General features: G+C 38.8%; 12 protein-coding genes and 1 tRNA gene. 6 read left to right on the top strand and 7 right to left on the bottom strand.

What is annotated here, in order from left to right; translation table 11 throughout:
* Window positions 1–66: 66 nt before the first annotated feature.
* Both AAY42_RS15370 and pbpC read left to right on the top strand, forming a co-directional pair.
* Complete coding sequence (locus AAY42_RS15370) at window positions 67–5,637, top strand: alpha-2-macroglobulin family protein (RefSeq protein WP_055396797.1); 5,571 nt, start codon at window positions 67–69, stop codon at window positions 5,635–5,637.
* A gap of 8 nt (window positions 5,638–5,645) precedes the next feature.
* Entirely contained in the window at window positions 5,646–8,015 is a 2,370-nt protein-coding gene (pbpC, locus tag AAY42_RS15365) for a penicillin-binding protein 1C (protein ID WP_055396796.1), read from the top strand.
* A gap of 4 nt (window positions 8,016–8,019) precedes the next feature.
* Here pbpC and der read toward each other — a convergent pair whose 3' ends face one another.
* Entirely contained in the window at window positions 8,020–9,321 is a 1,302-nt protein-coding gene (der, locus tag AAY42_RS15360; RefSeq protein ID WP_055396793.1) for a ribosome biogenesis GTPase Der, read from the bottom strand.
* Window positions 9,322–9,397: 76 nt separating this feature from the next.
* Between der and AAY42_RS15355 the strand changes: the two genes are divergently transcribed.
* Entirely contained in the window at window positions 9,398–9,904 is a 507-nt protein-coding gene (locus tag AAY42_RS15355; protein ID WP_055396792.1) for a hypothetical protein, read from the top strand.
* On the opposite strand, the gene era is transcribed toward AAY42_RS15355, so the two are convergent.
* The gene (gene era / locus AAY42_RS15350) at window positions 9,901–10,785 is read right to left on the bottom strand and encodes a GTPase Era (protein ID WP_055396790.1); all 885 of its coding nucleotides are present in this window, start codon (window positions 10,783–10,785) and stop codon (window positions 9,901–9,903) included. The genes AAY42_RS15355 and era overlap by 4 nt on opposite strands.
* On the bottom strand, window positions 10,772–12,136 hold the full coding sequence (locus tag AAY42_RS15345; protein WP_055396788.1) for an alanine/glycine:cation symporter family protein: 1,365 nt from the start codon (window positions 12,134–12,136) through the stop codon (window positions 10,772–10,774). The genes era and AAY42_RS15345 overlap by 14 nt, the downstream gene beginning before the upstream one ends.
* A 306-nt stretch (window positions 12,137–12,442) precedes the next feature.
* On the opposite strand from AAY42_RS15345, the gene AAY42_RS15340 reads away from it, so the two are divergent.
* Window positions 12,443–12,515: transfer RNA gene (locus AAY42_RS15340), tRNA-Met, on the top strand.
* Window positions 12,516–12,970: 455 nt separating this feature from the next.
* Here the strand turns inward: AAY42_RS15340 and AAY42_RS15335 are convergent.
* From AAY42_RS15335 to AAY42_RS15320, 4 genes are all read right to left on the bottom strand, one after another.
* Complete coding sequence (locus tag AAY42_RS15335; protein ID WP_055396786.1) at window positions 12,971–13,372, bottom strand: ATP-binding protein; 402 nt, start codon at window positions 13,370–13,372, stop codon at window positions 12,971–12,973.
* Window positions 13,373–13,436: 64 nt separating this feature from the next.
* Window positions 13,437–13,844, bottom strand: coding sequence for a hypothetical protein (locus AAY42_RS15330; protein WP_055396784.1), 408 nt, complete (start codon window positions 13,842–13,844; stop codon window positions 13,437–13,439).
* Between the two features lie 91 nt (window positions 13,845–13,935).
* A complete protein-coding gene (locus tag AAY42_RS15325) occupies window positions 13,936–14,958 on the bottom strand; it encodes an exonuclease/endonuclease/phosphatase family protein (protein WP_139063745.1) in 1,023 nt (340 codons plus the stop codon).
* Window positions 14,959–15,256: 298 nt separating this feature from the next.
* Window positions 15,257–15,922, bottom strand: a complete 666-nt coding sequence (locus tag AAY42_RS15320) for a recombinase family protein (RefSeq protein WP_082433461.1) — start codon at window positions 15,920–15,922, stop codon at window positions 15,257–15,259.
* A gap of 507 nt (window positions 15,923–16,429) precedes the next feature.
* Here AAY42_RS15320 and AAY42_RS15315 point away from each other — a divergent pair.
* Together AAY42_RS15315 and AAY42_RS15310 are read left to right on the top strand one after the other, a co-directional pair.
* On the top strand, window positions 16,430–19,249 hold the full coding sequence (locus tag AAY42_RS15315; protein WP_055396781.1) for a carboxypeptidase-like regulatory domain-containing protein: 2,820 nt from the start codon (window positions 16,430–16,432) through the stop codon (window positions 19,247–19,249).
* 5 nt (window positions 19,250–19,254) lie between these two features.
* Complete coding sequence (locus AAY42_RS15310) at window positions 19,255–23,853, top strand: TonB-dependent receptor plug domain-containing protein (protein ID WP_175288776.1); 4,599 nt, start codon at window positions 19,255–19,257, stop codon at window positions 23,851–23,853.
* Window positions 23,854–23,889 lie beyond the last annotated feature (36 nt).

The raw sequence follows: 23,889 nt of genomic DNA, 5'->3' as shown, positions 1-23,889 counted from the left end.
CCCTCTACCTATTTTTAAGCTATCTTGTCTTTGGTTAAACACATTGTGTAATTAATTCCTTTTTAGATGGTACGCTTTTTTCGTTTTTTTTTGATTTCCGCACTTGTTCTATCCTTTTCTTGTAAAAAAAAGAGCTCGTCGGATACTGATAACTTGTTTAAATTCAAGGATTATATTAGTTACCACACCAATGGAAATCAAAGTATTTCAACTCCCATCACTATTGTCTTAGCCCAACAACTGGATCAGTTTGAGCTTGCTCAAGAACTCCCATCAGAATACTTGAAAATAACACCAAAAGTTGAAGGGAAACTGGCTATTGAAAACGGAAGAGAACTAACTTTTCAACCTTCTGAATATTTAAAACCGAATACGGAATACGTTATTGATCTTTCACTGGGTAAGCTTTTTGAGAATATTAAAAGTGATTTCAAAAACTATACGTTTAGTTTTAAAACGATTACTCCAAATTTTAAAATCAATCTAGGAAATCTACAATCCTACAGTAAAAATTGGCAGTATTTAACGGGTACCTTGGAAGCTTCTGATATTCTCAATGCAGAAAAAACTAACACTGTGTTGGCTGCCACGCTGGGTGATAAAAAAATTCTCGTAAAATGGGACAATAGCAGCGAAGATGCTAGATATTTCAGTTTTAAAATTGATAGCATCCCACGTAAAACAGATGATAGTGAGCTAATCCTTAGTTGGAACGGCAAGGAACTGGGTGTTGATAACAAGGGTTCGGAAAAATATACCATTCCAGGATTAAACAAATTCGTTGTAATAGACGCTAAAACTTCAACCGCACCCAATGCCGCATTGACATTAAATTTTTCAGACCCGCTAAAGCAAAATCAAAATTTAAATGGTTTGGTCACCATTGAAAACGCTCAAAGTCTTCGGTATGAAATAAATGGTAATGTATTGAAAGTATATCCTTCAAACCGAATTATGGGACAAGTGCACGTAAACGTATTTGAAGGCATTAAAAGTGATTATGGTTATGCGCTAAAAAAATCATTTTCTGAATTGGTTTCTTTTGAACAGTTAAAACCAAGTGTGAGGTTAATTTCAAAAGGTACAATTCTACCAAACGCCACATCAACCCCCATCTACTTTGAAACCGTTAATCTATCTGCGGTTGAAGTGCGGGTCATTCAGGTTTTTGAGAACAATATGTTGCAATACCTTCAAAACAACAATCTGACCCAAGAGTACAATTTGGATCTTAGACCTGTAGGTAGAAGAGTAGCTTATAAAGTAATATCACTTGCAGAAACCAAGGATGATGACATGAGTTTCTGGAAAGCACACGCCCTTGATCTATCAGAATTGATAAAAGTGAATCCCGGATCATTATATCGCGTAGAATTTAGCTTTAAAAAAGAACATACTTCCTATGAATGTGCAGATTCCGCCACTACTGAAGATGAAACAGAAAGTTATACTTCTAGCGATACCGATTCACAAGATTTGAGCGAACAAGCTTTGGAGGAACGCTATTGGGACAATGAGATTTATTATTGGAGAAACTACAACTATAATTGGGAAGAGGAGGACAATCCTTGCCATCAAGCCTATTATAACGCAAATAGAATTGTAACAACCAATCTTTTAGGTAGTGATTTGGGACTTATTGTAAAAAAAGGGAGCAATCGCACATACCATTTTGCCACAACCAACCTTTTGACCACAAATCCGGAAGCAAATACAAACATCAAATTGTATAATTTCCAACAGCAACTACTTGCTGAAATAACAACGGATGCCTCTGGATTTGGAGTTTACGATGGAGAAGCAACCATAGCAGTTGCCGTAGCAGAAAAGAATAACAATTTTGCCTATGCAAAACTTGCAGATGGCAATGCGCTTTCATTAAGTAAGTTTGATGTTTCTGGCCAAGAATTGCAAAGCGGCCTGCAAGGTTTTATCTATACGGAAAGAGGGGTGCATCGTCCTGGCGACCCTGTCCACCTTACCTTTGTATTGGATGATAAAGCTAATCCACTGCCCACAAATCATCCTGTAACCCTTGAAGTGAATGATGCACGAGGGAAATTAGTGCAACGAAATGTACTTAAAGACGGTACCGTACCCGTTGCTGATGGACTGTATGCCAAAAAAGAGGGTAGTTTTTATTACTTCCCTATTCCAACAAAAGCCAATTCGCCCACAGGAACTTGGAATGCCAAAATCATCGTTGGAGGAGCACAATTCAATAAAAGTTTAAAGATTGCTACTGTTAAGCCCAATAGATTAAAGGTAGATTTTGCTTTTGAAGATGAAGTATTAATGGCCAACAAAAATAGCAAGGGAAAGGCACTAGTGCAGTGGCTTCATGGTGCACCTGCTCGAAATTTAAAAATTGATATCAATGCTAAAATACAACGAGCTTCCAATGCGTTCCCCAATCATAAGGGGTATATTTTTCAAGACCCAGTTCGAACTTTTAATGAAACGGAACTTCAATTTATTTCTTCAAAATTGGATGGAGAGGGGCTACTCAATATTGATAAAAAAATCAATGCCAACACTAATGCTCCAGGCATGTTGCAAGCCACTTTTACTACAAAAGTATTTGAAGGCGGAGGAGATTTTTCCATCGATGTTTTCTCAAAGAAATTAGCGCCTTTTTCACATTTTGCTGGGTTACGTTCCCCAAAAGCAAGGCAATACGGTTCGTTTTTAACCGATGAAGACACAACGTTTGATGTAGTTTCGGTTAATGCAGATGGCAAAAAGGCTGGAAACCGCAAGTTAAAAGTCAAAGTTTATAAAATAGAGTGGCGGTGGTGGTGGAACCGTGGTTACGATAATCTTTCCCGATATGAAAATGCTACAGTGCATCGTCCGTTTAAAGAATTGTCCGTTACGACCGCATCCGATGGAAAAGCAAGTTTTAAAGTAAACATTCCTGATGACGATGGCGGGCGTTTTCTGATTCGGGTTATTGATGAAGATTCTGGACATGCCACTGGGCGGACAGCTTATTTTTATAGAAACTGGTGGAGAAGACAGGCGTCTGGAGATACTGAAAGTTCGAAAATTTTAATTTTTTCAGCTGACAAGGAAAAGTATTCGCTTGGAGATCAGGCAGTGGTTACTTTTCCATCAGATTTAGGGAGCAGGGCTTTATTAAGTATTGAAAACGGTTCTGAAGTTTTATCACAACAATGGATTGAAACCTCAGCAAAAGAGACCAAAGCTACCATTCCAATCACTGCTGATATGGCTCCCAATGCCTACATCAACATATCCTTGTTACAACCTCATGGACAAGTAGCAAACGACCTGCCCATTCGTCTGTATGGCGTTGTACCTTTATTGGTTGAAAACCCAGCGACCTTTCTAAAACCAGAGCTGAAAATACCAGAAGTTTTGGAACCAGAAAAATCCTTTAAAGTCACTGTATCTGAAGCCAACAAAAAAGCAATGACCTATTCCTTGGCAGTTGTTGATGAAGGCCTTCTGGATTTAACCCGATTTAAAACGCCAGATATCCATGCTTCGTTCTATGCCAGACAAGCTTTGGGGGTAAAAACCTTTGATATTTTTGATGATGTTATGGGTGCCTACTCCATCAGTGTAGATAACATTTATGCCATTGGCGGTGGTGGAATTGGTGAAGGAGCCAAAAACAGAAAGGCACAACGATTTAAACCAGTTGTCACTTATTTAGGGCCATTTACTTTAAAAGCTGGTGAAAAAGCATCCCACACCATCGAAATGCCTAATTATGTAGGTTCTGTACGAACGATGGTCGTTGCAGGAAATAATAACAGTGCCTACGGTAATGCTGAAAAGGCTACTCCAGTTCGGAAACCATTGATGGTATTGACCTCGATACCCAGAAAATTATCTCCAGGCGAAAAAGTGACCATTCCCGTTACCGTATTCGCCATGGAAAAAAAGATTAAAAACGTAAAGGTTTCAATCGATGCAGGAAAAGCTCTGGAAGCTATTGGCCCTACATCAAAAAGTATCACCTTCAATTCCGTGGGCGAGCAAATTGTAAATTTTGATTTTAAGGTAAATCCAACAAAATCATTTCAAACCATAAAAGTCACAGCATCTGGGAATGGAGAAAGTGCAAGCAACGAAACTGAAATAGATGTAGAAAATCCCAATCCAATAACTACCAAAAGTGCGTTGTATACGATAACCGAAAATCAATCAGAGACCATTTCTTTTGAAACTTTTGGAACATCTGGCACCAATTCTGCATTTGTTGAGTTTTCCACGCTCCCACCTATGGACTTTTCAAAAAGAATGGAATACTTGCTGCAGTATCCCCATGGCTGTGTGGAACAAACTACGTCCGCAGCTTTTCCCCAGCTATTTTTAGCAGAAGTACTTGATATCACTTTTGACAAGAAAAAAGAAATCGAAAAAAATATAAAAGCTGCCATTAAGAGGCTTAACGATTTTCAAGTACCAAATGGTGGTTTAAGCTATTGGTCCGGTTATGGAAGTGCAGATGATTGGGGAACATCCTACGCAGGGCATTTTATGTTGGAGGCCAAACAGAAAGGGTATCAACTCCCATTAACATTTTTGAGTAATTGGCTACGTTATCAAAAAAACACAGCTCGTCAATGGAGTAATCAAAGTACGAGTTATAATAATGATATTGCCCAAGCCTACCGCCTATATACATTGGCTTTGGCTCAACAACCAGAATTGGCGGCCATGAACAGATTGCGTGAATCCAAAAACCTGAGTAATGAAGCTAAATGGAGGTTGGCTGCTGCTTATGCGTTGATGGGCAAAAAAGAAGTGGCAAAAGAACTTGCCCAAACGGCTAACATTAACTTTAGACCTAATTCCTATAATTACAGAACCTATGGTTCAGTATTCAGGAATAGGGCAATGGCTTTAGAGACTATGGTCATACTTGAAGATTCCCAACAGCGAGAATTGGCTGTTTCACTAGCAAAAAACCTGTCCTCACAAAGATGGTACAGCACACAAGAGACGGCATTTGCGTTGTTGTCCATGGCTAAAATGGTTGCAAAAAATGGGGGTAAATCCCTTGATTTGACTTTTACCAATAATGGAAAAGAAGTAGCGGTAAAAACAGATAGGGCTATTGCGCAACGAAGTATTTCAATCTCCTCAGCAAAAGGTGAAATACTTATCAAAAACAATCAAGGCAATACCATTTATGCCACGCTTACCCAAACTGGAAAACTACCCGTGGGTCAAGAATTGGCGCAACAGCAAAATCTAACACTTTCCGTAAAATATTTGGATGCTGTTGGAAATTCTATTAATGTAACTGAGCTTCGTCAAGGAACTGAATTGCAAGCACAGCTAACCGTGTTTAATTCCACCAATGATTATTATGATAATCTGGCTTTGACTCAAATTGTTCCTAGCGGGTGGGAAATTGTAAATACATCTTATGCAGGAGGAAGCGACCCAAATTCAAGTAAAGCTGATTACATTGACACACGTGACGACAGAACCAATTTCTATTTTGATTTAGGGGCAAGGAAGACAAAAACTTTTACTATAAAATTGAATGCTTCCTTTTTAGGTGACTATTACTTGCCAGGGTCTCAGGTTGAAGCTATGTACGACAATACCAGCTATGCCCGTAATAAGGGCAAATGGATTAAAGTATCACGATGATGTTGTAAATGAAGGTTTTTTTATTGGCATTGAAGAAAATTATACTGAAACACCGAATTAAACTTTCGGTTGTTCTCATTCTTTTCTTGTTTTGGTTTTTCTGTTTACCCAAACAACTTTTTAAAGACCCAACCTCGACTGTAGTCACCAGTTCTGATAATGTATTGATCGGGGCGCGAATTGCAAGTGACGGGCAATGGCGTTTTCCTGAAATGGATTCCATTCCAGAACGTTTTAAACAAAGTATTTTACTTTTCGAAGATGAATATTTCTATCACCATCCCGGTTTTAATCCGATTTCTATTTTTAATGCCATAAAGCATAACCTCACCAAGGATACGCGAAGAGGAGGAAGTACCATTACCCAACAAGTTATACGGTTGAGCAGAAAAAACAAGCGTCGAACCTATATTGAAAAATGCATTGAAATCTTCATGGCAACTAGACTAGAGTTGCGCTATTCCAAGGAAGATATTCTAAAACTGTATGCCACGCATACGCCTTATGGCGGTAATGTAGTAGGCTTAGAAACCGCTTCATGGCGTTACTTTGGAATTCCCGCACAAGAATTAAGTTGGGGTCAGTCAGCTACATTGGCTGTTTTGCCCAATGCGCCATCGCTTATTTTTCCAGGCAGAAATGAACAATTGCTCCTGAAGAAACGTAATCGGTTGCTCAAAAAATTATGGAGTGAAAACCATATCGATGAAACTACCTATGAACTGGCCATTGCAGAACCTTTACCACAAAAACCCATTGCTTTGCCCAATATAACGCCACATCTTACAGAACGGATTAAAAAAGAGCACCGAGGCAAACGAATACAGACTTCGATTGATAGACATTTGCAGTATCAAGCAAATATTGTGGCAGAACGACATTACCAACGATTAAAAGGTAACGAAATCCATAACCTTGCCATTTTAATTTTGGATGTGGAAACCCGAAAGGTTTTAAGCTATGTGGGCAATTCTCCTTCGGGAAAACAACACGGAAACTACGTAGATATCATCACCAAAAATCGAAGTGCCGGTAGCACTTTAAAACCTTTTCTTTTTGCTTCACTTATGCATGAAGGCCAATTGTTGCCTAATACTTTGGTAAAAGACATTCCAACTGTAATCAATGGTTACAATCCAAAAAACTTCAATAAAAAACACTCTGGCGTTGTACCAGCCAGTAGAGCTCTTTCCCGTTCATTAAATGTGCCCGCAGTTCGGTTATTGCGACAATATGGGCTTCAAAAATTTTATAACAAACTTCATAAAATGAACTTGAAATTGAATAGCCCTTCCAGTCATTACGGTTTGGCATTAATTTTAGGTGGAGCAGAAAGCTCACTATGGGGTCTTACCAAAACGTATGCATCGGCCGCTTCAACTTTAAATTATTTTGAATCCAATTCTAGTACGTATCGCACGAATGAATTTGTAGAACCCAGTTACTTGCTGAACACTAAAATCGATTTTGGGGAGCAGCAATTTGAAGCTCCTGTTATAAATGCAGGAGCGATTTACCATACCTTCAAATCACTACAAGAAGTAAATAGACCGGAAGGTGACGAAAATTGGCAATTTTTTGATTCTTCTAAACGTATTGCATGGAAAACAGGAACCAGTTTTGGTTTTAAAGATGCTTGGGCCGTTGGAGTAACCCAAAAATATGCCATTGGTGTTTGGGCAGGAAATGCCGATGGCGAAGGAAGACCTGGATTAACAGGAATTACCGCCGCGGCACCCATTCTTTTTGATATCCTGGATATATTACCCAATAGCAGTTGGTTTCAGCAACCGTTTGATGATCTGACTGAAATGGAAATCTGCGCGCAAAGTGGACATCTCGCTTCCTCTTTCTGTGATAATATCAAGAAAGAGCTGCTCCCAAATAATGGAATAAAAAGCAAGCAATGTCCTTACCATAAACAAATTTTCTTGGATGCTTCAAAGGCGTTTAGGGTAAATTCTGAGTGTTATCCACTAGAGGATATGATAGCAAAAAATTGGTTTACCCTTACTCCTGTAATTGAATATTATTATGCTACTTCAAATCCAAATTATAGGCCTTTGCCTACTTATTTACAAGGATGTTCTATTTCAGAAGTACAGTTTATGGAATTTATCTATCCCAAGAAAAATGAGGAAGTTTTGCTTCCAAAAGACCTGGGCAACAATACAACTGAAATCATATTCAAGCTGGTGCATCAACAAGGAGAAAGTACTGTGTATTGGTATTTGGATGAGACTTACATCGGCACTACCGAAAATTTTCATGAACTGATTTATCAAATTAAGCCTGGAGAATATGTATTGACCGTAGTTGACGATGAAGGCAATCGCATTCAACAAAAATTAGCTGTAAAATTAGCTTCGGAGAACTAGGTCTCTATTTCTTACGCATAAAAACAGTAATAGGCACTCCGCTAAAGTCAAAGTTCTCCCGCAATTGGTTTTCTAAAAAACGTTTGTAAGGTTCGCGTACGTACTGCGGTAGATTACAGAAAAAAGCAAATTGCGGATAAGGTGTTGGCAGTTGGGTACAGAACTTTATTTTTACAAATTTTCCCTTATAAGCAGGTGGTGATGTTTTCTCAATTATGGGCAACATGATGTCGTTCAATTTTCGGGTAACCACTTTTTTTGAACGATTTTTATAGACATCCACAGCGGTTTCAATCGCTTTAAAAATGCGCTGTTTAGTCAACACGGAAATGAAAAGAATCGGCACATCATCAAAAGGTTCTATGGCCTTTTTAATTTTTTGCGTGTATTCTTTAACGGAATTGGTTTCTTTTTCAACCAAATCCCATTTGTTCACCAAAATTACCACTCCTTTGTGGTTCCGTTGTGCTAACCAAAAGATGTTCTGTACTTGTCCATCAAACCCACGTGTGGCATCCACCAATAATATACAGACATCACAGTGCTCAATGGCCCTTACGGACCTCATCACCGAATAAAACTCCAGATCTTCCTTTACTTTGGCTTTTCTACGGATTCCAGCGGTATCCACTAAATTAAACTCAAATCCAAATCTGTTGTATTTTGTATCGATACTATCGCGAGTTGTTCCCGCGATATCAGTAACAATGTATCTATCCTCTCCTATCAGGGCATTTATAAAAGATGATTTTCCGGCATTGGGTCTTCCTACAACCGCAAATCTTGGCAAGTCACTTTCTTCTTCTTCAACTTCTGGAAGTTCTTTGACCAGTGCATCCAATAGCTCCCCTGTTCCACTTCCATTTATACTCGATAAGGTATAGTAATCCCCAAGTCCCAATGCGTAAAATTCCACTGCATCGGTTTCTCGTTGGGCGTTGTCAACTTTATTAACAGCAAGGAAAATGGGTTTATCCACTTTACGAAGCAACTTGGATACATCTTCATCCATCCCAGTAACTCCAGACTCTACATCAACCATAAAAATAATGGCATCAGCTTCATCAATAGCGAGTTCTACTTGTTTGTCGATTTCCTGCTCAAAGATATCATCACTACCAACCACATACCCTCCAGTATCTATTAATGAAAATTCTTTCCCGTTCCAATCACTTTTTCCGTAGTGACGATCACGTGTAACACCACTTACAGCGTCCACGATGGCTTCGCGACGTTGAATTAATCGATTAAAGAAAGTGGATTTACCCACATTTGGTCTTCCCACAATAGCTACAATAGCACCCATCCGCATTAAATTTTGGCAAAAATACCACTATTTATGAAGAAAAAATGATACCTTTTTTAATCAATTTCAATTAGTTATGAGTGATTTCGCCAATGAAATTGTTTTGCGTCCACGTTTTGAAGTTTCTTTAAAAGAAGATATTGAAAAATTAAAGTTACTTTTTGACAAAAGTGCCAAGGAACCTTTTTTGATAAAACGATTGGATGAACACATTTACATTAGGTTTAAAAAGTCGGCTACCACCTTTTGGACCCCACAACTCCATTTAGAACTTACATCGTTTGAAGATGGAATTAGTAAAATACATGGTGTTTTTGGACCCAACCCTACACTATGGAGCTTTTTTATGTTCTTACACTTTGGGGTTGGAACCCTCTTTATTATTCTGGCAGTTTTTGCATACTCCAACTACTCTCTTGGCCATGACATTACATTTTGGGCCGTTGGAATGGTCTTTTTGATACTTATCTGGTTTAGCTTATACGCTTTTGGGCGATTGGGAAAATCAAAAGGAAAACCTCAAATGGAACAATTAAAAGGCTATATGAGGGATTTAATTTCAACTTTAAAAAAGACTGATTAGCTATTGTAACCAAAACGTTTGAGTTGTCTTGAGTTACTGCGCCAATTTTTATTCACCTTAACGTAGAGTTCTATATGAACCTGCTTATCGAAGAATTTTTCAAGGTCTTTTCTGGATTCCACTCCTACCCTTTTTAGCGCACTACCCTTATGCCCTATAATTATGCCCTTTTGTGTATCACGTTCAACCATTATTACAGAACGGATTCTAATAATTTTTTCATCCTCAAAAAATTCCTCAGTCTCCACCTCAACGGCATAGGGAATTTCTTTTTTATAGTGCATCAATATTTTCTCTCGAATGGTTTCGTTCACAAAAAAACGCTCTGGTTTATCCGTTAATTGGTCTTTGGGATAATATGGTGGTGCTTCTGGAAGTAATTCCAGAATCCTGTCAAAAACTTCCTTTACATTAAAGTTTTCCAATGCAGAAATGGGATGTAGTTCTGCCTTTGGAAGGACATCTTGCCAGTGCTGAATTTGTTCTTCCAAAACCGATTGCTCGGAAGTGTCTATCTTGTTTAGAAGCAGCAAGACCGGAATATTGCTGTTTTGAATCTTTTTGAAGAAGGCCTCATCTTTCAATGCCTTTTCTCCAATCTCAACCATATACAATAAAACATCTGCATCTTCAAAGGCCGATTTCACAAAGTCCATCATGGAGCTTTGTAGCTCATAAGCTGGTTTTATGATTCCAGGAGTGTCGGACAGAATTACCTGAAAATCATCCCCATTGACAATTCCCAAAATCCGATGTCTTGTGGTTTGTGCCTTGGACGTGATAATGGAAAGTTTTTCGCCCACAAAAGCATTCATCAAAGTGGATTTACCCACATTTGGGTTTCCGATAATATTTACAAAACCTGATCTATGCTTTTTCATTCTTCAATTTTGAAAAATACGTTTTAGCCGCCACATTTACTTTAGGGGCAAGCAAAAGTACGGCTATCATATTTGGAATAACCATTAAAGCGTATGAAAGGTCTATGAGATTCTTTACCAATTCTAAGGATGCGACCGCAGCAAACACAATCATAACCACAAAATACCAATTATAGAATCTGCCTATTTTGGCATTGGTTAAAAATGATAAACATTTTACCCCGTAATACGAATATGTAAATAAAGTAGAAAGAGCGAACGCGGAAACAATGACCATCAATAGTACACCACCCCAATTTCCAAGGGAAGTATTAAATGCGTTCAAGGTCATTACAATTCCGCTTCCATCTTCTAAATAAGCGCCACTTAAAATTAAGACCACTGCCGTAAAAGTGCACACCAAAATGGTATCTATAAATGGACCTAGCATGGCTACCAAACCTTCACGAATGGGTTCTTCGTTTTTAGATTGGCCATGATACATGGGGGCGCTACCCAAACCTGCCTCATTTGAAAACATGGCCCTGCGAACACCAATGATAACCAATCCCCAAAATCCACCAGTTACCACTGTGTTAAAATTCCATGCTTCGGCTATTATTAATTTTAAAGAGGGTAATATTTGTGATGCATTCATGGCCATGACCACAATTACAGCTATCAAATACACCATCACCATAAATGGCACAATGGTAGTAGCCACTTTCGCTATTTTGGACAATCCTCCAAAAATGACAAATGAAGTAATGATGGCAAGCAAGAAACCTATGGTTAGTTTCCAATTGAAATCACTCATGGCAAACAAAGAGTCTGACGGTTGAATTACACTCATAAAAGTCTCCGTAAACTGATTGGCGGTGAAAACCCCCAAGAATCCAAATATTCCCGCAATACAAAAGAAAATGGCCAACGGCTTGTATTTTTTCCCCAAACCTTGTGTAATATAGAACATGGGGCCTCCCTGTAATTTTCCTTCGGAATCCTGCCCTCTGAACATAATGGACAAACTACAGGAATAGAACTTAATGCCCATTCCTATAAGAGCTGTCATCCAAATCCAAAAAACCACTCCGGGGCCTCCGTCGTGAATGGCAATTGCAACCCCAGAAATATTTCCTAGGCCAACGGTTGCCGCAACAGCAGCAGATAATGCTTGAAATGAGCTGACATCGCCTTTGGCATTCTTATCATCATATTTACCTCTAGCAATAGCAATGGCGTGTCCAAAATAGCGATAGGGTAAAAATTTGGAATACAAAACCAGTAATAATCCTCCACCTATAAGTAAGATGAACATAGGCCATTCCGTCCCTGAAATTGCCTTCACTAAAAAGTCATTGAGTTGCTCCATGGTTTCGAAGGTAGCTATTTCGATTAAAACTTACCATTGAGACGAAAATTTACAGCCCCTGTTTATCACATCCTCAATTTCAGCAGTGAATTATGAACAATATGAAACCGTGGGACGTTCCAAGTGAATCTGATAGAATGTGCTTCAATTTTCAAATCAAGAAGATATTCAAGGTAAACCGATAAAGATGCTTCGACGGGCTGAGCATTAGTTCGAACATTTGATTTGAATTCACTACGTTTTTCAAATCAAAGTCTCTCTAATTTGGAAATAATAGGAAAACGGTTGTATATTTACCGTCCACATCGCGGGATAGAGCAGTAGGTAGCTCGTCGGGCTCATAACCCGAAGGTCACTGGTTCGAGTCCAGTTCCCGCTACTTTAAAATCCACTGATAATCAGATGTTTAAATCAATTGTCAGTGGATTCTTTTTTTAGTACCTTACAGAACGCATACACTACCGCGTACAAGTCAACTGGAATGATAAGGAAATTTATAGAACCAAGAATATATCATGGAGGTCCAAATTTTGATCTATCCAAAAGATGGTATGTCTATTATTCCTACGAACATCCTACTAAAAAGAATAAGGACGGGACGCCGGCTATGAAGCGCCAACCAACAATAACTCTAAGCATCAACAGAAAATACAAGACCAAGTGATGTAAGGAAAAAATACAAGGTCGTGATGGTCAGTTATGGCTACTGCGTTTACACCCTTTTCTCTACAGGCTAATACAAATCTATCAGCATATGCATTTCTGTCTGCATCAGAAACAGGCTTTGGTCCTGACCAATTAATGTCTCTTGGCGTGTGGACTTGGAAATCACAGTTATAAAATCTTGTCCCTTTGTTCATTAAAATAAGTCTTCCCTTTTTTGTATTTGCTTGTAAACTCCACCAAGTCCCCTAGCGCGAGGGATTTGTACCTTCCCTTGCCCTCCTTGCCATGGTAAAGCCTCCCATTGGGACTTGTCCAACTTACTTTCTTATCGGAACCGCCCAATTTGGCAAAGACATCTTGGGCCTGAGAGTAGTCCAATCCATGTCCGTTGTCTTTGATTTGCAAGGAGGCTACGTTCCCGAGTTTTGATTTTTGATATTCAATATGGATTTCCGTGGCATCCGCATCAAGGGTATTCCATATCAGTTCTGAAATGGCCGTCTTCCCATTGGCACGGGTCAATGACTCGATATGGTCTATTTCAACACCAAGATCTATTTGTTTGCCCATGGTAGCTGACTATTTGGAAGAAAGTTGCTTTAACATCGAATTGTACTTTAACAGGTTCCTTGTCTTAATTGCTGTCGTAGAAATAAACATTGATGGAGTCGATATTACCCGGCCCCAGTTTTTTCAACGTACATATCAGCCTTTTGAAATAGTCCATTGGAGCACCGCGTTCAAGTCCGATCACCACATCAAAGGTATTTGAACCCGATTTCTTTTTTGGTTTCTCAAAAACATTTTCAAGGTCTTCAACTTCATCAAGGTCACTCCCCATATATTTCAGGCCGTTTTCGTTCAGTAATAAATTGAGATAGTTGAGACCGGGCTTTCCGTGTTCCTCAAAGGCTTCTTGCGCCCTTTTATCATTCGTAAAACTTAAAGGTACTTTTTCTGTACAGGAATTATCATAGGTTATCTGGCAATAGGTTGCCGTTGTACATAATGCGATACAGACCAGTGTTATCATTTTTTTCATGAAACCAATATTTGAACTTTTGTTGAAATTAAAAAATAATTATGGGTGGTCAACGCCCCCCAAGGTAAATTAAGACACTCTTGTGGATTGTCTACCTTGGATCGGCATCGTCCACATAATTCTTGACGCTTATCTTAATCATATAATGATCGGAAAGCAGTCGGTCATGCAATCCGAGATCGGATGAACGCAGAATGTACTGCCTGCTGTATTTGAACTCTGGCCTTTCTTCGGCTACAAATATCCTGTCAAAAGGGGATTCGTTGTATTCACGGCTCCAATAGGTAGCTCCATCATTGTTGTTCAAATCAATGAACCCGTTCTCCACAATAGTGTCAATTGCTGGTTCATCATTGCGCAGTATGTTCGTATCCCCAAGAATGATAAGACTAGGATCGATATCCTTCCTAACTTTATTTAAGGCCTCACAAAGGGTAACGGCCTCACTGGCCCTGACCTTTCTGTTCTTGGTCACCCCGCCGTAGTTCGACTTCATATGTATGGGAACCAGCGAAAGTGTGCGACCTTCAGATTCCTTTGTCCATTCGCCATCGATGGATTTTCTCCAAACTTCAATTTCAGTCGAAAAGGACAGCACATGGGGTTTACGATCCCAAAGGTTCAAATCACCATCCTTGTGAGCCACATCTAGCGGTAGAACATCCTCAAGGGTCATTTTTTTATCGTCCCACATCACTGCGCACAACTGTGACTTGTCCCCAGATCTGCGATTGGGAAGGATAACATATTTCCATGGCGCCTTTAAGTGCTCTTCCAATAAATAACAGACAATGTCCAAGTCCGAATTCCTCCTTTCCGAAAAGGCCCTGCTCTCGATTTCCGGCTGGTTCTCCGACAACTTTACTACCTCGTCCCGAGGGGTGACATATACTTCCTGGAGAGCGATAAGGTCTACCCCCGCCATTTCGATATGATCTGCCAAGGCAAATGCACTCTGTTTTTCCGCAGCCCGTGAGCTACCTGAAAGGTGTTCAATGTTCCAACTTGCAATTTGAAGAAAACTCATTTTTTTGATTTTAATGTTATTTGTTCTTTTTTGTTCCATAGCTCCAGAACGGTACTTTATGCGTCGACCCAAGTACCCTTCCGACAAAGTAGGGATGTATCCTTTTGGGAACAGAAGTGCAATGACAGAATAGCCTTCACTTCACTTTCGAAACCACCTGTATCACTTCTTAAAATTTGGGGAGAGGGAAAGAACAAATTATAAAATCTTCTGAACTTTTGGTTGTATAAAAACCTTAATAATTCTGTGGTTTTTTGCCAATTTAGCTACATTAGTTTTCGGCCAATTACTATCCTAACTCTCGGCAGTCAATAAGTTTTCTGGGGAAATTAATATACCTTCTGGCTTGGATAGCCTTCAATTTTATAATCTTCAATGTGAAAATTCACTTTGGAGTTGAGTGTTTTTGGCAATATGCATTTTCAATTTCTTGATTTTTATCCCAAAATAATTTACCACATTCTTTACAAATACGCCTACCTTGGTGAGCAAGATATTTATATAGCGTACGTTTTGAGCCTATGTCGATGAGTTTCATGATTTCCTCTACGCTCAATTTATTATCTCGATAATATTTTTCAGCTAGAATAGCTTTATGTTGTGCTTTCTTACTAAGCCCAGGATGACGACCCAAACGAACACCCCTTCTTCTTGAGCTTTCCAGTCCTGCCCTAGTTCGTTCAATAATAATGTCTCTTTCCAACTGAGCAATGGATGCAAACAAATTGAATACAAACCTTCCGTGTGGTGATGATGTATCGATAAAGTTCTCTTGGATGCTTTTAAAGTGTATACCCTTTTTCTCAAAGTCTTCGATGAGCTTGACCAAATGTGAGAGGCTTCGCGCAATCCGATCCATCTTCCAGACAACAATTGTATCGCCCTCCCTTAATTTGGAAAGCAATTCGTCTAAGCCCTTACGTTCGCTTTTTGCTCCAGACGAGATATCAGCATAAATATTCTTCGGTTTGATGCCTTCCTTTAAAAAAGCATCAACCTGTAAATTATGTTTTTGGGATTTTGTGCTCACCCTTGCATAACCAAATGTCATTCTGTGTCATTTAAACGTATACAAAGTAAACCTTAAAAGTGTACGGTTAAAGTAAACTGACTAGGAGTAATGAACAAGTTTGGAAACAAAAGTTTACAAAAACGGTAGGATTTGTAAACTCGTAGTATCCCGTAAAAGGTGAATTAACGAAACTACTAAAAGAGACCACGAATGGGACTCTAGTAGAATACCCTTAATTTTTAAAAGGCAGTTTCATAAAATGGCCGTTTAGAGGGACTGAAACATTTTATATCTGAATTGGTCCCAAAAGTTCAATTTCCCATACCTATGTGTAAACTTTCTCCAAGGTCTGTGAAAGGTGAATTTTAAAGCTATAAAACGGTAGTTATAGTACACACCATAATCACAAACCTGCTTCTTTTAAAATAACCACTTCCATCATCACATGTTAATAAGCACATTTCACTAGCCCAAAGTTCTCAATCACTCATCTGAATTATTTTTTTAGGTGTAAAGATTTTAGCTTAGCTACCAAACAACCAAACCATGAAGACCAGAATCACGTTTTTATTTTTTTTCTTGATGCTGAACTGTTCTCTGCTAGCGCAAAATGGAATAGTATCAGGAACCCTTTTGGATAAAGATGGAACACCATTAGCAGGAGTAAGCATTACAGTAAAAGGGAAAAATAACGGCACCCAAAGTGATTTTGACGGAAACTACAGTATAAATTGTGGAGTGGGCGACACGCTGATTTTCACCTATATCGGTTTTTCAAGCAAGGAAATCAAGGTAACGGCAAAAATGTTCAATAACAGTCCGACCACGGAAATCACCAAAAATACTCCAGTAGCATCGATTATTTCCAATGACTACGCCGAACAACTGAGTAAGAATAAAAATCTGGAATTCGACATACCGGATATAGGTACATCCAACAAAACCTTTACACTTAACCAAAGGTATTTTAACTACTCACAAATAAAAAAAATTGACCCAAGCCAAGATGACATCAAAATTAAAATTTACGCAGGAGACATTCATTTTGAGATTGGTGTGGATCAAAAAAGCAGTTTTCAATTTGTGCAACAAAGAAACCTGCCTGAAACTCAAAATCTATTTGCCCAAGGTAGAGCCAATAATGGAAGCTCTACTTGGTTTGGGCCTGAAACCGACGAGATATTTTCTTACGGGCCAAGATTGACGAATTTGGAGTTTGATGGCCAGTCTTATCCTTTTGATGTTAACGGACGATTGGTGGGTGTTGGTCAAGGGAACGGAACAACGGCAAATGCCTACGATAACCCAATATTTGAAACAGGGCTGAACACCTATACAACGGTCAATTTTCATGTTGCCTCCGATAAAGACCAATTCAAACTTAATTATGCCAATGGTAATACCAAAGACCTTTTCAACAAATCTGGCAATAAGACGAATCATATCGATTTGGGTTATGTAAGCAAAGGGGACATGCTGGAATGGGATGCATCAGTGCAATATCATAATAGCAAAATTGGAAATGCCAACATCAATGGTCATCACAACCAAATTTATTTTGGTCAATTGATAACACCTCCCAGTTTTTCCAACGGACAAGCATTTGCGCTCGATGATGGAACACAAAGGAGCTTTAGTCCTCAAAATTTCAATAATCCATATTGGCTATTGAAAAACAATGGAAACATGGTTGATTACTCCTTTTTCAAAGCGTCTCTTATCAACGACATTAATTTCATTGATAATCTTAATATCGATACAGGGATAACTTTTTCAAAACAATCACAAGAAATGCGCTTTGACCTTCCGTTTGGCACAAATGGTTTTGAAAATGGCTATTTAAGTGATAAATTGATACATACGGAAGAGATTTCGTTCGATTTTTCAGCAAGTCATTGGAACATCCGCGTTGCTGATGGTATTTATTTAGCGCCATACACTTCCTTTAATTTTACCAATTCTAGATTGCAATATGGTCTGTTGGAAGCATCTGCCATACAAACACTGAACACTTTAAGCAACGAGCCAAAAAAATCGACGGTACAACTTAAGAACAGGGTGACTTTTGAAACTGATTTTGGATTTGACATGTGGTTGACCCTTCAAAACAATTCGTTCTCTTCTTCTGTACAGGGTAATGAATGGTTCTTACCTTCTGCAAAGTTATATGTAGGTTTGGGCAACAATATATTCGATTCTGATTTTATAAACCACCTTTCTCTTAGTGGTGGTTTTTCAAAGGATGTTGTCGATTTCCCACTGTTCTATGACAATCTAAGCCATAATAGTCTACAACTTGATTTGGAAGACAGTTTAACCTACACGACCAACAATGACCTTTTTATTTCAGACGGATTGGATTTTGAAATGGTGGAACAGTTTGATTTTGAAACGAAAGCCACTTTCTTCAATCACCAGCTTGATATAACGGTCAGCTATTATAACTCCTTGAACAAGAACAGTATTTTTCCATTTTTTGGGAATAATGGTTGGCAACTTCAAAATATCGGTGAAATCAGAAACAAGGGACTTGAAGCCTCTATCGATTTTCACTTGGGACGGTATTATGATTCTGGATTTAAGGTGAACACAAAAATTATCTTCTCCAAGAATAGGCCCATTGTTGAAAATATTTATGGCAATACGCTTAACCGTATTCCCATTGCCGGATTTCAAACGATTACCAAAAATCTCATTATTGGTCAACCAGTGGGGACCTTGGTCGGTAACGCATTCTTGAGAAACGAAAACAATGCGGTTGTGGTTGGTGATGATGGATTTCCTTTGGTAGATCCTGAGCTTCAAATTTTGGGAAATCCCGTTCCCGATTTCAATCTTGGTTGGTCAAATACTTTAAGCTTGGGTGGCTTCAAATTGAGTTTTCTTTTGGATTATCAAAGAGGTGGTGATATCTGGAATGGCACACAAAATATCTTGAACTACTTTGGTGCCTCCCAAGAATCGGCCCAATTAAGAGAGACCACGGGGTTTATCTTTCAAGGTGTTGATCAACAAGGCAACACAAACTCCATTCCTGTTGATTTTGCTTCCGTCAATTCCAATACAAACGAAAACAGATGGGCAAGATATGGTTTTGGCGGTGTCGCTGAAGAAGCCATATCGGACGGAAGTTATTTGAACCTTAAATCCATTTCTTTTTCCTATAAAATAAAGAACGGTTCCAAAGATTCTTTTTTCAAAGAAGCGGTATTTGGAGTCTTTGCCAAAAATATCTGGACATGGACTAAAACACAGGGTGTCAATCCTTATGGCACATTGTACGGCAATACATCTGCACAAGGATTGCATTTTTTCAACCTTCCATTGGCCTCTGAGATTGGAGCAAACATTAACATAAAAATCTAATGAAGATGAAAAACGAGACGGCTTCTTTTTTAAACGTAGTACTGCTATATGCTTTGTTTAGCTCTTCAATACTCTTGGGGCAGCAATCATACCAACTTGAAAAAATATACACCCATACCGATAGACCATTTTACTTTCCCGGGGAAACCATTTGGTTTAAATCGTATCTGGTCGATGAAAATAACCAACCTTCGAGTATAACTGATATCATTCGGGCCGAGTTGGTTTCTCCCAAAGGAAGTGTGGTCAAAACCAAAAATTTGGCAGTAGTCCATGGATATGTATATGGTGATTTTGAAATTCAGGAGAATTGGGTCGGAGGCATTTATAATTTGAAGGTTTACACCAATTACATGCGAAACTTTGATGAGAACCTATTCTTTTCAAAAGAAATCACAGTTCAAAAAGTGGTTGTGCCCAAACTATTATTATCGTTAGACTTCCAAAAAGAAGCCTACGGTAAGGGAAGCAACGTTAAGGTGGATTTCGATGTAAAGGACTTAAAGAACAACCCATTGGCAAGCACAGAATTCATAATCAATGTATTGCTCCGGGGCAACAACTTTGTCCAAAAAGAAATGTTGACCAATGAGAATGGGAAAAGTGTCATTGCTTTTGATTTACCTAAAGATTTGAATACATCGGATGTGGTGCTGAACATTCAAGTGCCTTATCAGGGAACAACCGAATCCATTTCAAGGACTGTGCCTGTTATCATGGACAACATTGATTTCCAATTCATGCCGGAAGGGGGCAAAATGATCGAGGGCACCAACAATGTAATCGCCTTTAAGGCTTTGAATGAATTTGGAAAACCCGCTGATATAAAAGGATATATTCTGGATGCGAACGGAAACAAAATCCAATATTTTGAAAGCTATCACGATGGTATGGGCACACTTCAACTCGTACCTGTACTGAGTACAGCTTATTTTGCCAAAATTACCAGTCCATTTCAATCAGATTCACTTTATGCCCTGCCAAAAAACCATTCCAAAGGCACTAAAATTTCGTTGCTGGACCATCAAATCGATACCACCACATGGGATATATTTACCACAACCCAATTCTGTGGCACTTTACAGGTTTTGGATGTTCTGGACCAAATACTCACTGAGAAAACAGTACAGTTGAAAAGGGGAAGTATTAAGGTTGACATCGGCATTTCAGAATTTCCCAGGGGCATAGCAAAGTTTCGCTTGATAAACTCCAAAAAGGATGTCATTAGTGAGCGATTGGTGTTTTTGAACAATCACAAAGCCTTGAACATTAAGCTAAAACCCAATAAAGAAATCTATGCGCCAAGGGAAAAGGTAGTGTTGGAAATCGAAACAAAGGATTTTGATAGCATTCCGGTCAGTAGTAACCTATCCATAGCCGTTGCGGACAACGCATTGTTATCATTTGCTGATGACAAACAAGACCGCATCGACAGCTATCTTTTAATGTCAAGTGAATTACAGGGAAAAATTCACGAACCATCTTTCTACTTTGACCCAGAAGAAGAAAAATCCATCAAAGCGATCGATTTGGTCATGCTTACCCATGGCTGGAGGGATTATCTTGTCCATCCAATAAAAAAAGTAGACTTTCTACCTGAAAAAAGAAACTTGATCGAGGGACAGATATTGGACAGAAAAGGAAACCCAATCTCGGCAAATTTGTTTTTGTTCGAAGACAGTGGGGAAAAGGCGTTGCAATTCAAGACAGACCAAAATGGAAACTTTAGATGTAAAATCGGGAATGCCAACTCCTACATCCTAGTGGCCTATCGAGATGATCGAAAATCCTTAAAAATTATAGAAAAACAAATACTATCCACAAAAAAAATAGTTGGCTCTCCTGCATCAAAAAAAACCGAGCAAAAGGAAACCGGATTTCCAAATTTAGAAGTTGCAAATAAACCACTTCAAAAACCTGTACAGGAAAAAGCAGTGTTCTCCACAAGTTTAGCTGAAGACGCCTCCTCTTTGGATGAAGTCGTTGTTGTTGGTTATGGTAATTATTCCAGAAAGCAGGCATTGGGGTTTGCACAAATTTTTGTTGAAACAGATGAAATCAATGGCCTTGCAAGTACGGTAAGCCAGATATTACAGGGACGGGTGGCCGGAGTTGCCATTACAAATTCAAGTGGGGTCTCAGGAGCAGGCACCACAATCAACATTAGGGGGGCAAATTCAATAAGGGGCTCCAATCAACCTCTTTACGTTATCGATGGCATTCCATATACCGATAGTTTTTCAGGGGATCAGAGTGCTGAACTGCAAGATTTGAATCCCAACAACATAGAGTCCGTAAGTGTTCTAAAAGGTGTCGCCGCCAGTACGCTTTATGGAGCAAGAGGAGCAAATGGCATAGTGATCATAAATACAAAAAAGAGGTATTATCGATATAATGACAAGGTATTGATTGGAAAGAAGTTCAATAATTATACTGTTAAAAAGATTCTTTCCAACTCCAATTCACCTTCAATAAGCTCTTCCAAAACATTTTACATGCCTGTTTATGATGCCGCTGAAGTTGTATCGGAAAGAAGCGATTTCAGAAATACAATCTATTGGAATCCAGTGGTGCAAACCGATAAAACAGGCAAAGCCAAGTTGGAGTTTTACAATTCAGATGCTATTACCTCTTTCAACATAATAGCAGAAGGGATTTCCCATAATGGATTATTAAATCATACGGAATCCAAATATAGTATCCAACGTCCACTGAGCATCACTGCGAAGTTTCCCAATTATTGTTCTTTGAACGACACCATAAAAATCCCAATCACTATTTCAAACAATACCAGTGAGGATTTAAAATTAAAGTTGGATGTAAATATTCCCAATGAATTTTCACTCCTCAACAAAGGGGATTTGAAGGATAGTATTTGGGTGGCATCCAAAGGTTTTTTGCTTAAACATATTGATGTTGTCCCGAAAAAAATAAGTGAAAATTTAACTTTAAACGTTAATGTCCAAAATACTGTTCATTCCGATGGTTTTAGTAGGGAAATAACGGTCTTAAGCCCATACTTTCCTGTTAAAACTGCAATTTCTGGTTCAAAGAATGGAAGGTATGATTTCAATATAACCAACCTAGTGCCCAACAGCATTCGCGCAGAATTGAATGTTTATATTGATGTCGTTGGTGATGTCATGAACGGTATCGAAGGTATTATCAGACAACCTTACGGATGCTTTGAACAGACCTCATCGGCCACTTATCCCAATGTCATGGTGCTCAAATATCTCAAAGAAACGGGTAAAAGCAATACCGAAATTGAGGTAAAAGCCATGGATTTTATCAAAAAAGGTTACAAAAGGCTTATAGGTTTTGAGACTTCCCAAGGCGGATTCGAATGGTTTGGCCATACACCTCCCCATGAAACGCTGACAGCCTTTGGAATTCTAGAATTTACTGAAATGAAAGAGGTTTATGAAAAGGTAGACCAGAAAATGATAGATCGAACCATAAATTGGTTGATGGAGCAAAGAGATGGCGAAGGTGGTTTCCATAAAAGCAAAAAAGGATACGATAGTTTTGCAAGTTCTCCCCCAAAAGTAGCCAATGCCTATATTGTCTATGCTCTGAGTGAAGTAGGTCTTAATTCCGAAATAGAAAAAGAATATCAAAGCTCCTTGCAAGAAGCCCTAGAATCTGAAGACACCTACAGAATGGCACTAATGGCCTTGGCAAGTCATAATATGGGACATCAGGCAGATTATGAAAACCTGATCGATAAATTGCTCACACAAATAAAAGCTTCAGGTTATGGAGATTTGGCCGTGGAAAATACCATTACCCGATCTTATGGAAAATCCAAGGAATTGGAAACAACGGCATTCATAGTGCTTTCATTGCTCCGGTCAACTCAATACAGTTCAGAAGTGGCAAAGGGCATACAGTACATAACATCCAATAGGGAATATGGCCGTTTTGGCAGTACGCAGGCCACAGTCATGTCATTAAAGGCTTTGATCGAATATACCAAAACCCATAAAAGGATTATTGCCGAAAGCAAAAATGGGGTGCGATTATCCGTGAATGAAAAGAGTATTGAACGTCGACTGGTAAAACAAGAAAATGGTATCCTGAAAATCGATGGTATTGAAGAGTTTTTATCCGAGGGAAAGCAATCCGTTGAGATTCATTTCCAAAATCCAGAAAAAACATTTCCCTATACGCTGGATATTAAATGGGAAAGCCATTTACCCAAATCTTCCCCCAATACCTTTGTTGATTTAAGAACCATCTTGGCAGATTCAGTTGTTAAGGTTGGCAACATTGCAAGAATGAGAATTGATATTGCCAATAAAAGGGATAGTCCCGTTTCAATGACAACGGCTATTATCGGAATTCCTAGTGGGGCAAGTTTACAACCCTACCAATTAAAGGAACTATTGGAAGCTCAACTAGTGGATTATTACGAAGTCTTTGATAACTATTTGGTACTCTATTGGAAAAGTTTGAATGCTTTGGAAGAAAAAACGATAAATCTAGATCTAAAAGCAGAAATTGCGGGAAATTACAAATCCCCTGCCAGTACGGTCTATTTATACTATGGGGATGAAAACAAGCATTGGATACAGGGCAGTTATTTAGTCATTAAACCTTGATCATTACAGTTGTATGACCGATGCACATAATTGGAG

The organism is Flagellimonas eckloniae (assembly GCF_001413955.1).
Taxonomy (GTDB): domain Bacteria; phylum Bacteroidota; class Bacteroidia; order Flavobacteriales; family Flavobacteriaceae; genus Flagellimonas; species Flagellimonas eckloniae.
The sequence above is the reverse complement of the archived record's forward strand: the minus strand, read 5'-3'. Positions and strand labels throughout refer to the sequence as shown.

Coding starts and splice junctions, on each gene's coding strand:
- pbpC (WP_055396796.1), top strand. CDS start 5,646: ATGAAGGTTTTTTTATTGGCATTGAAGAAAATTATACTGAAACACCGA.
- der (WP_055396793.1), bottom strand. CDS start 9,321: ATGGGTGCTATTGTAGCTATTGTGGGAAGACCAAATGTGGGTAAATCC.
- AAY42_RS15320 (WP_082433461.1), bottom strand. CDS start 15,922: ATGACATTTGGTTATGCAAGGGTGAGCACAAAATCCCAAAAACATAAT.
- era (WP_055396790.1), bottom strand. CDS start 10,785: ATGAAAAAGCATAGATCAGGTTTTGTAAATATTATCGGAAACCCAAAT.
- AAY42_RS15310 (WP_175288776.1), top strand. CDS start 19,255: ATGAAAAACGAGACGGCTTCTTTTTTAAACGTAGTACTGCTATATGCT.
- AAY42_RS15330 (WP_055396784.1), bottom strand. CDS start 13,844: ATGAAAAAAATGATAACACTGGTCTGTATCGCATTATGTACAACGGCA.
- AAY42_RS15355 (WP_055396792.1), top strand. CDS start 9,398: ATGAGTGATTTCGCCAATGAAATTGTTTTGCGTCCACGTTTTGAAGTT.
- AAY42_RS15370 (WP_055396797.1), top strand. CDS start 67: ATGGTACGCTTTTTTCGTTTTTTTTTGATTTCCGCACTTGTTCTATCC.
- AAY42_RS15315 (WP_055396781.1), top strand. CDS start 16,430: ATGAAGACCAGAATCACGTTTTTATTTTTTTTCTTGATGCTGAACTGT.
- AAY42_RS15345 (WP_055396788.1), bottom strand. CDS start 12,136: ATGGAGCAACTCAATGACTTTTTAGTGAAGGCAATTTCAGGGACGGAA.
- AAY42_RS15335 (WP_055396786.1), bottom strand. CDS start 13,372: ATGGGCAAACAAATAGATCTTGGTGTTGAAATAGACCATATCGAGTCA.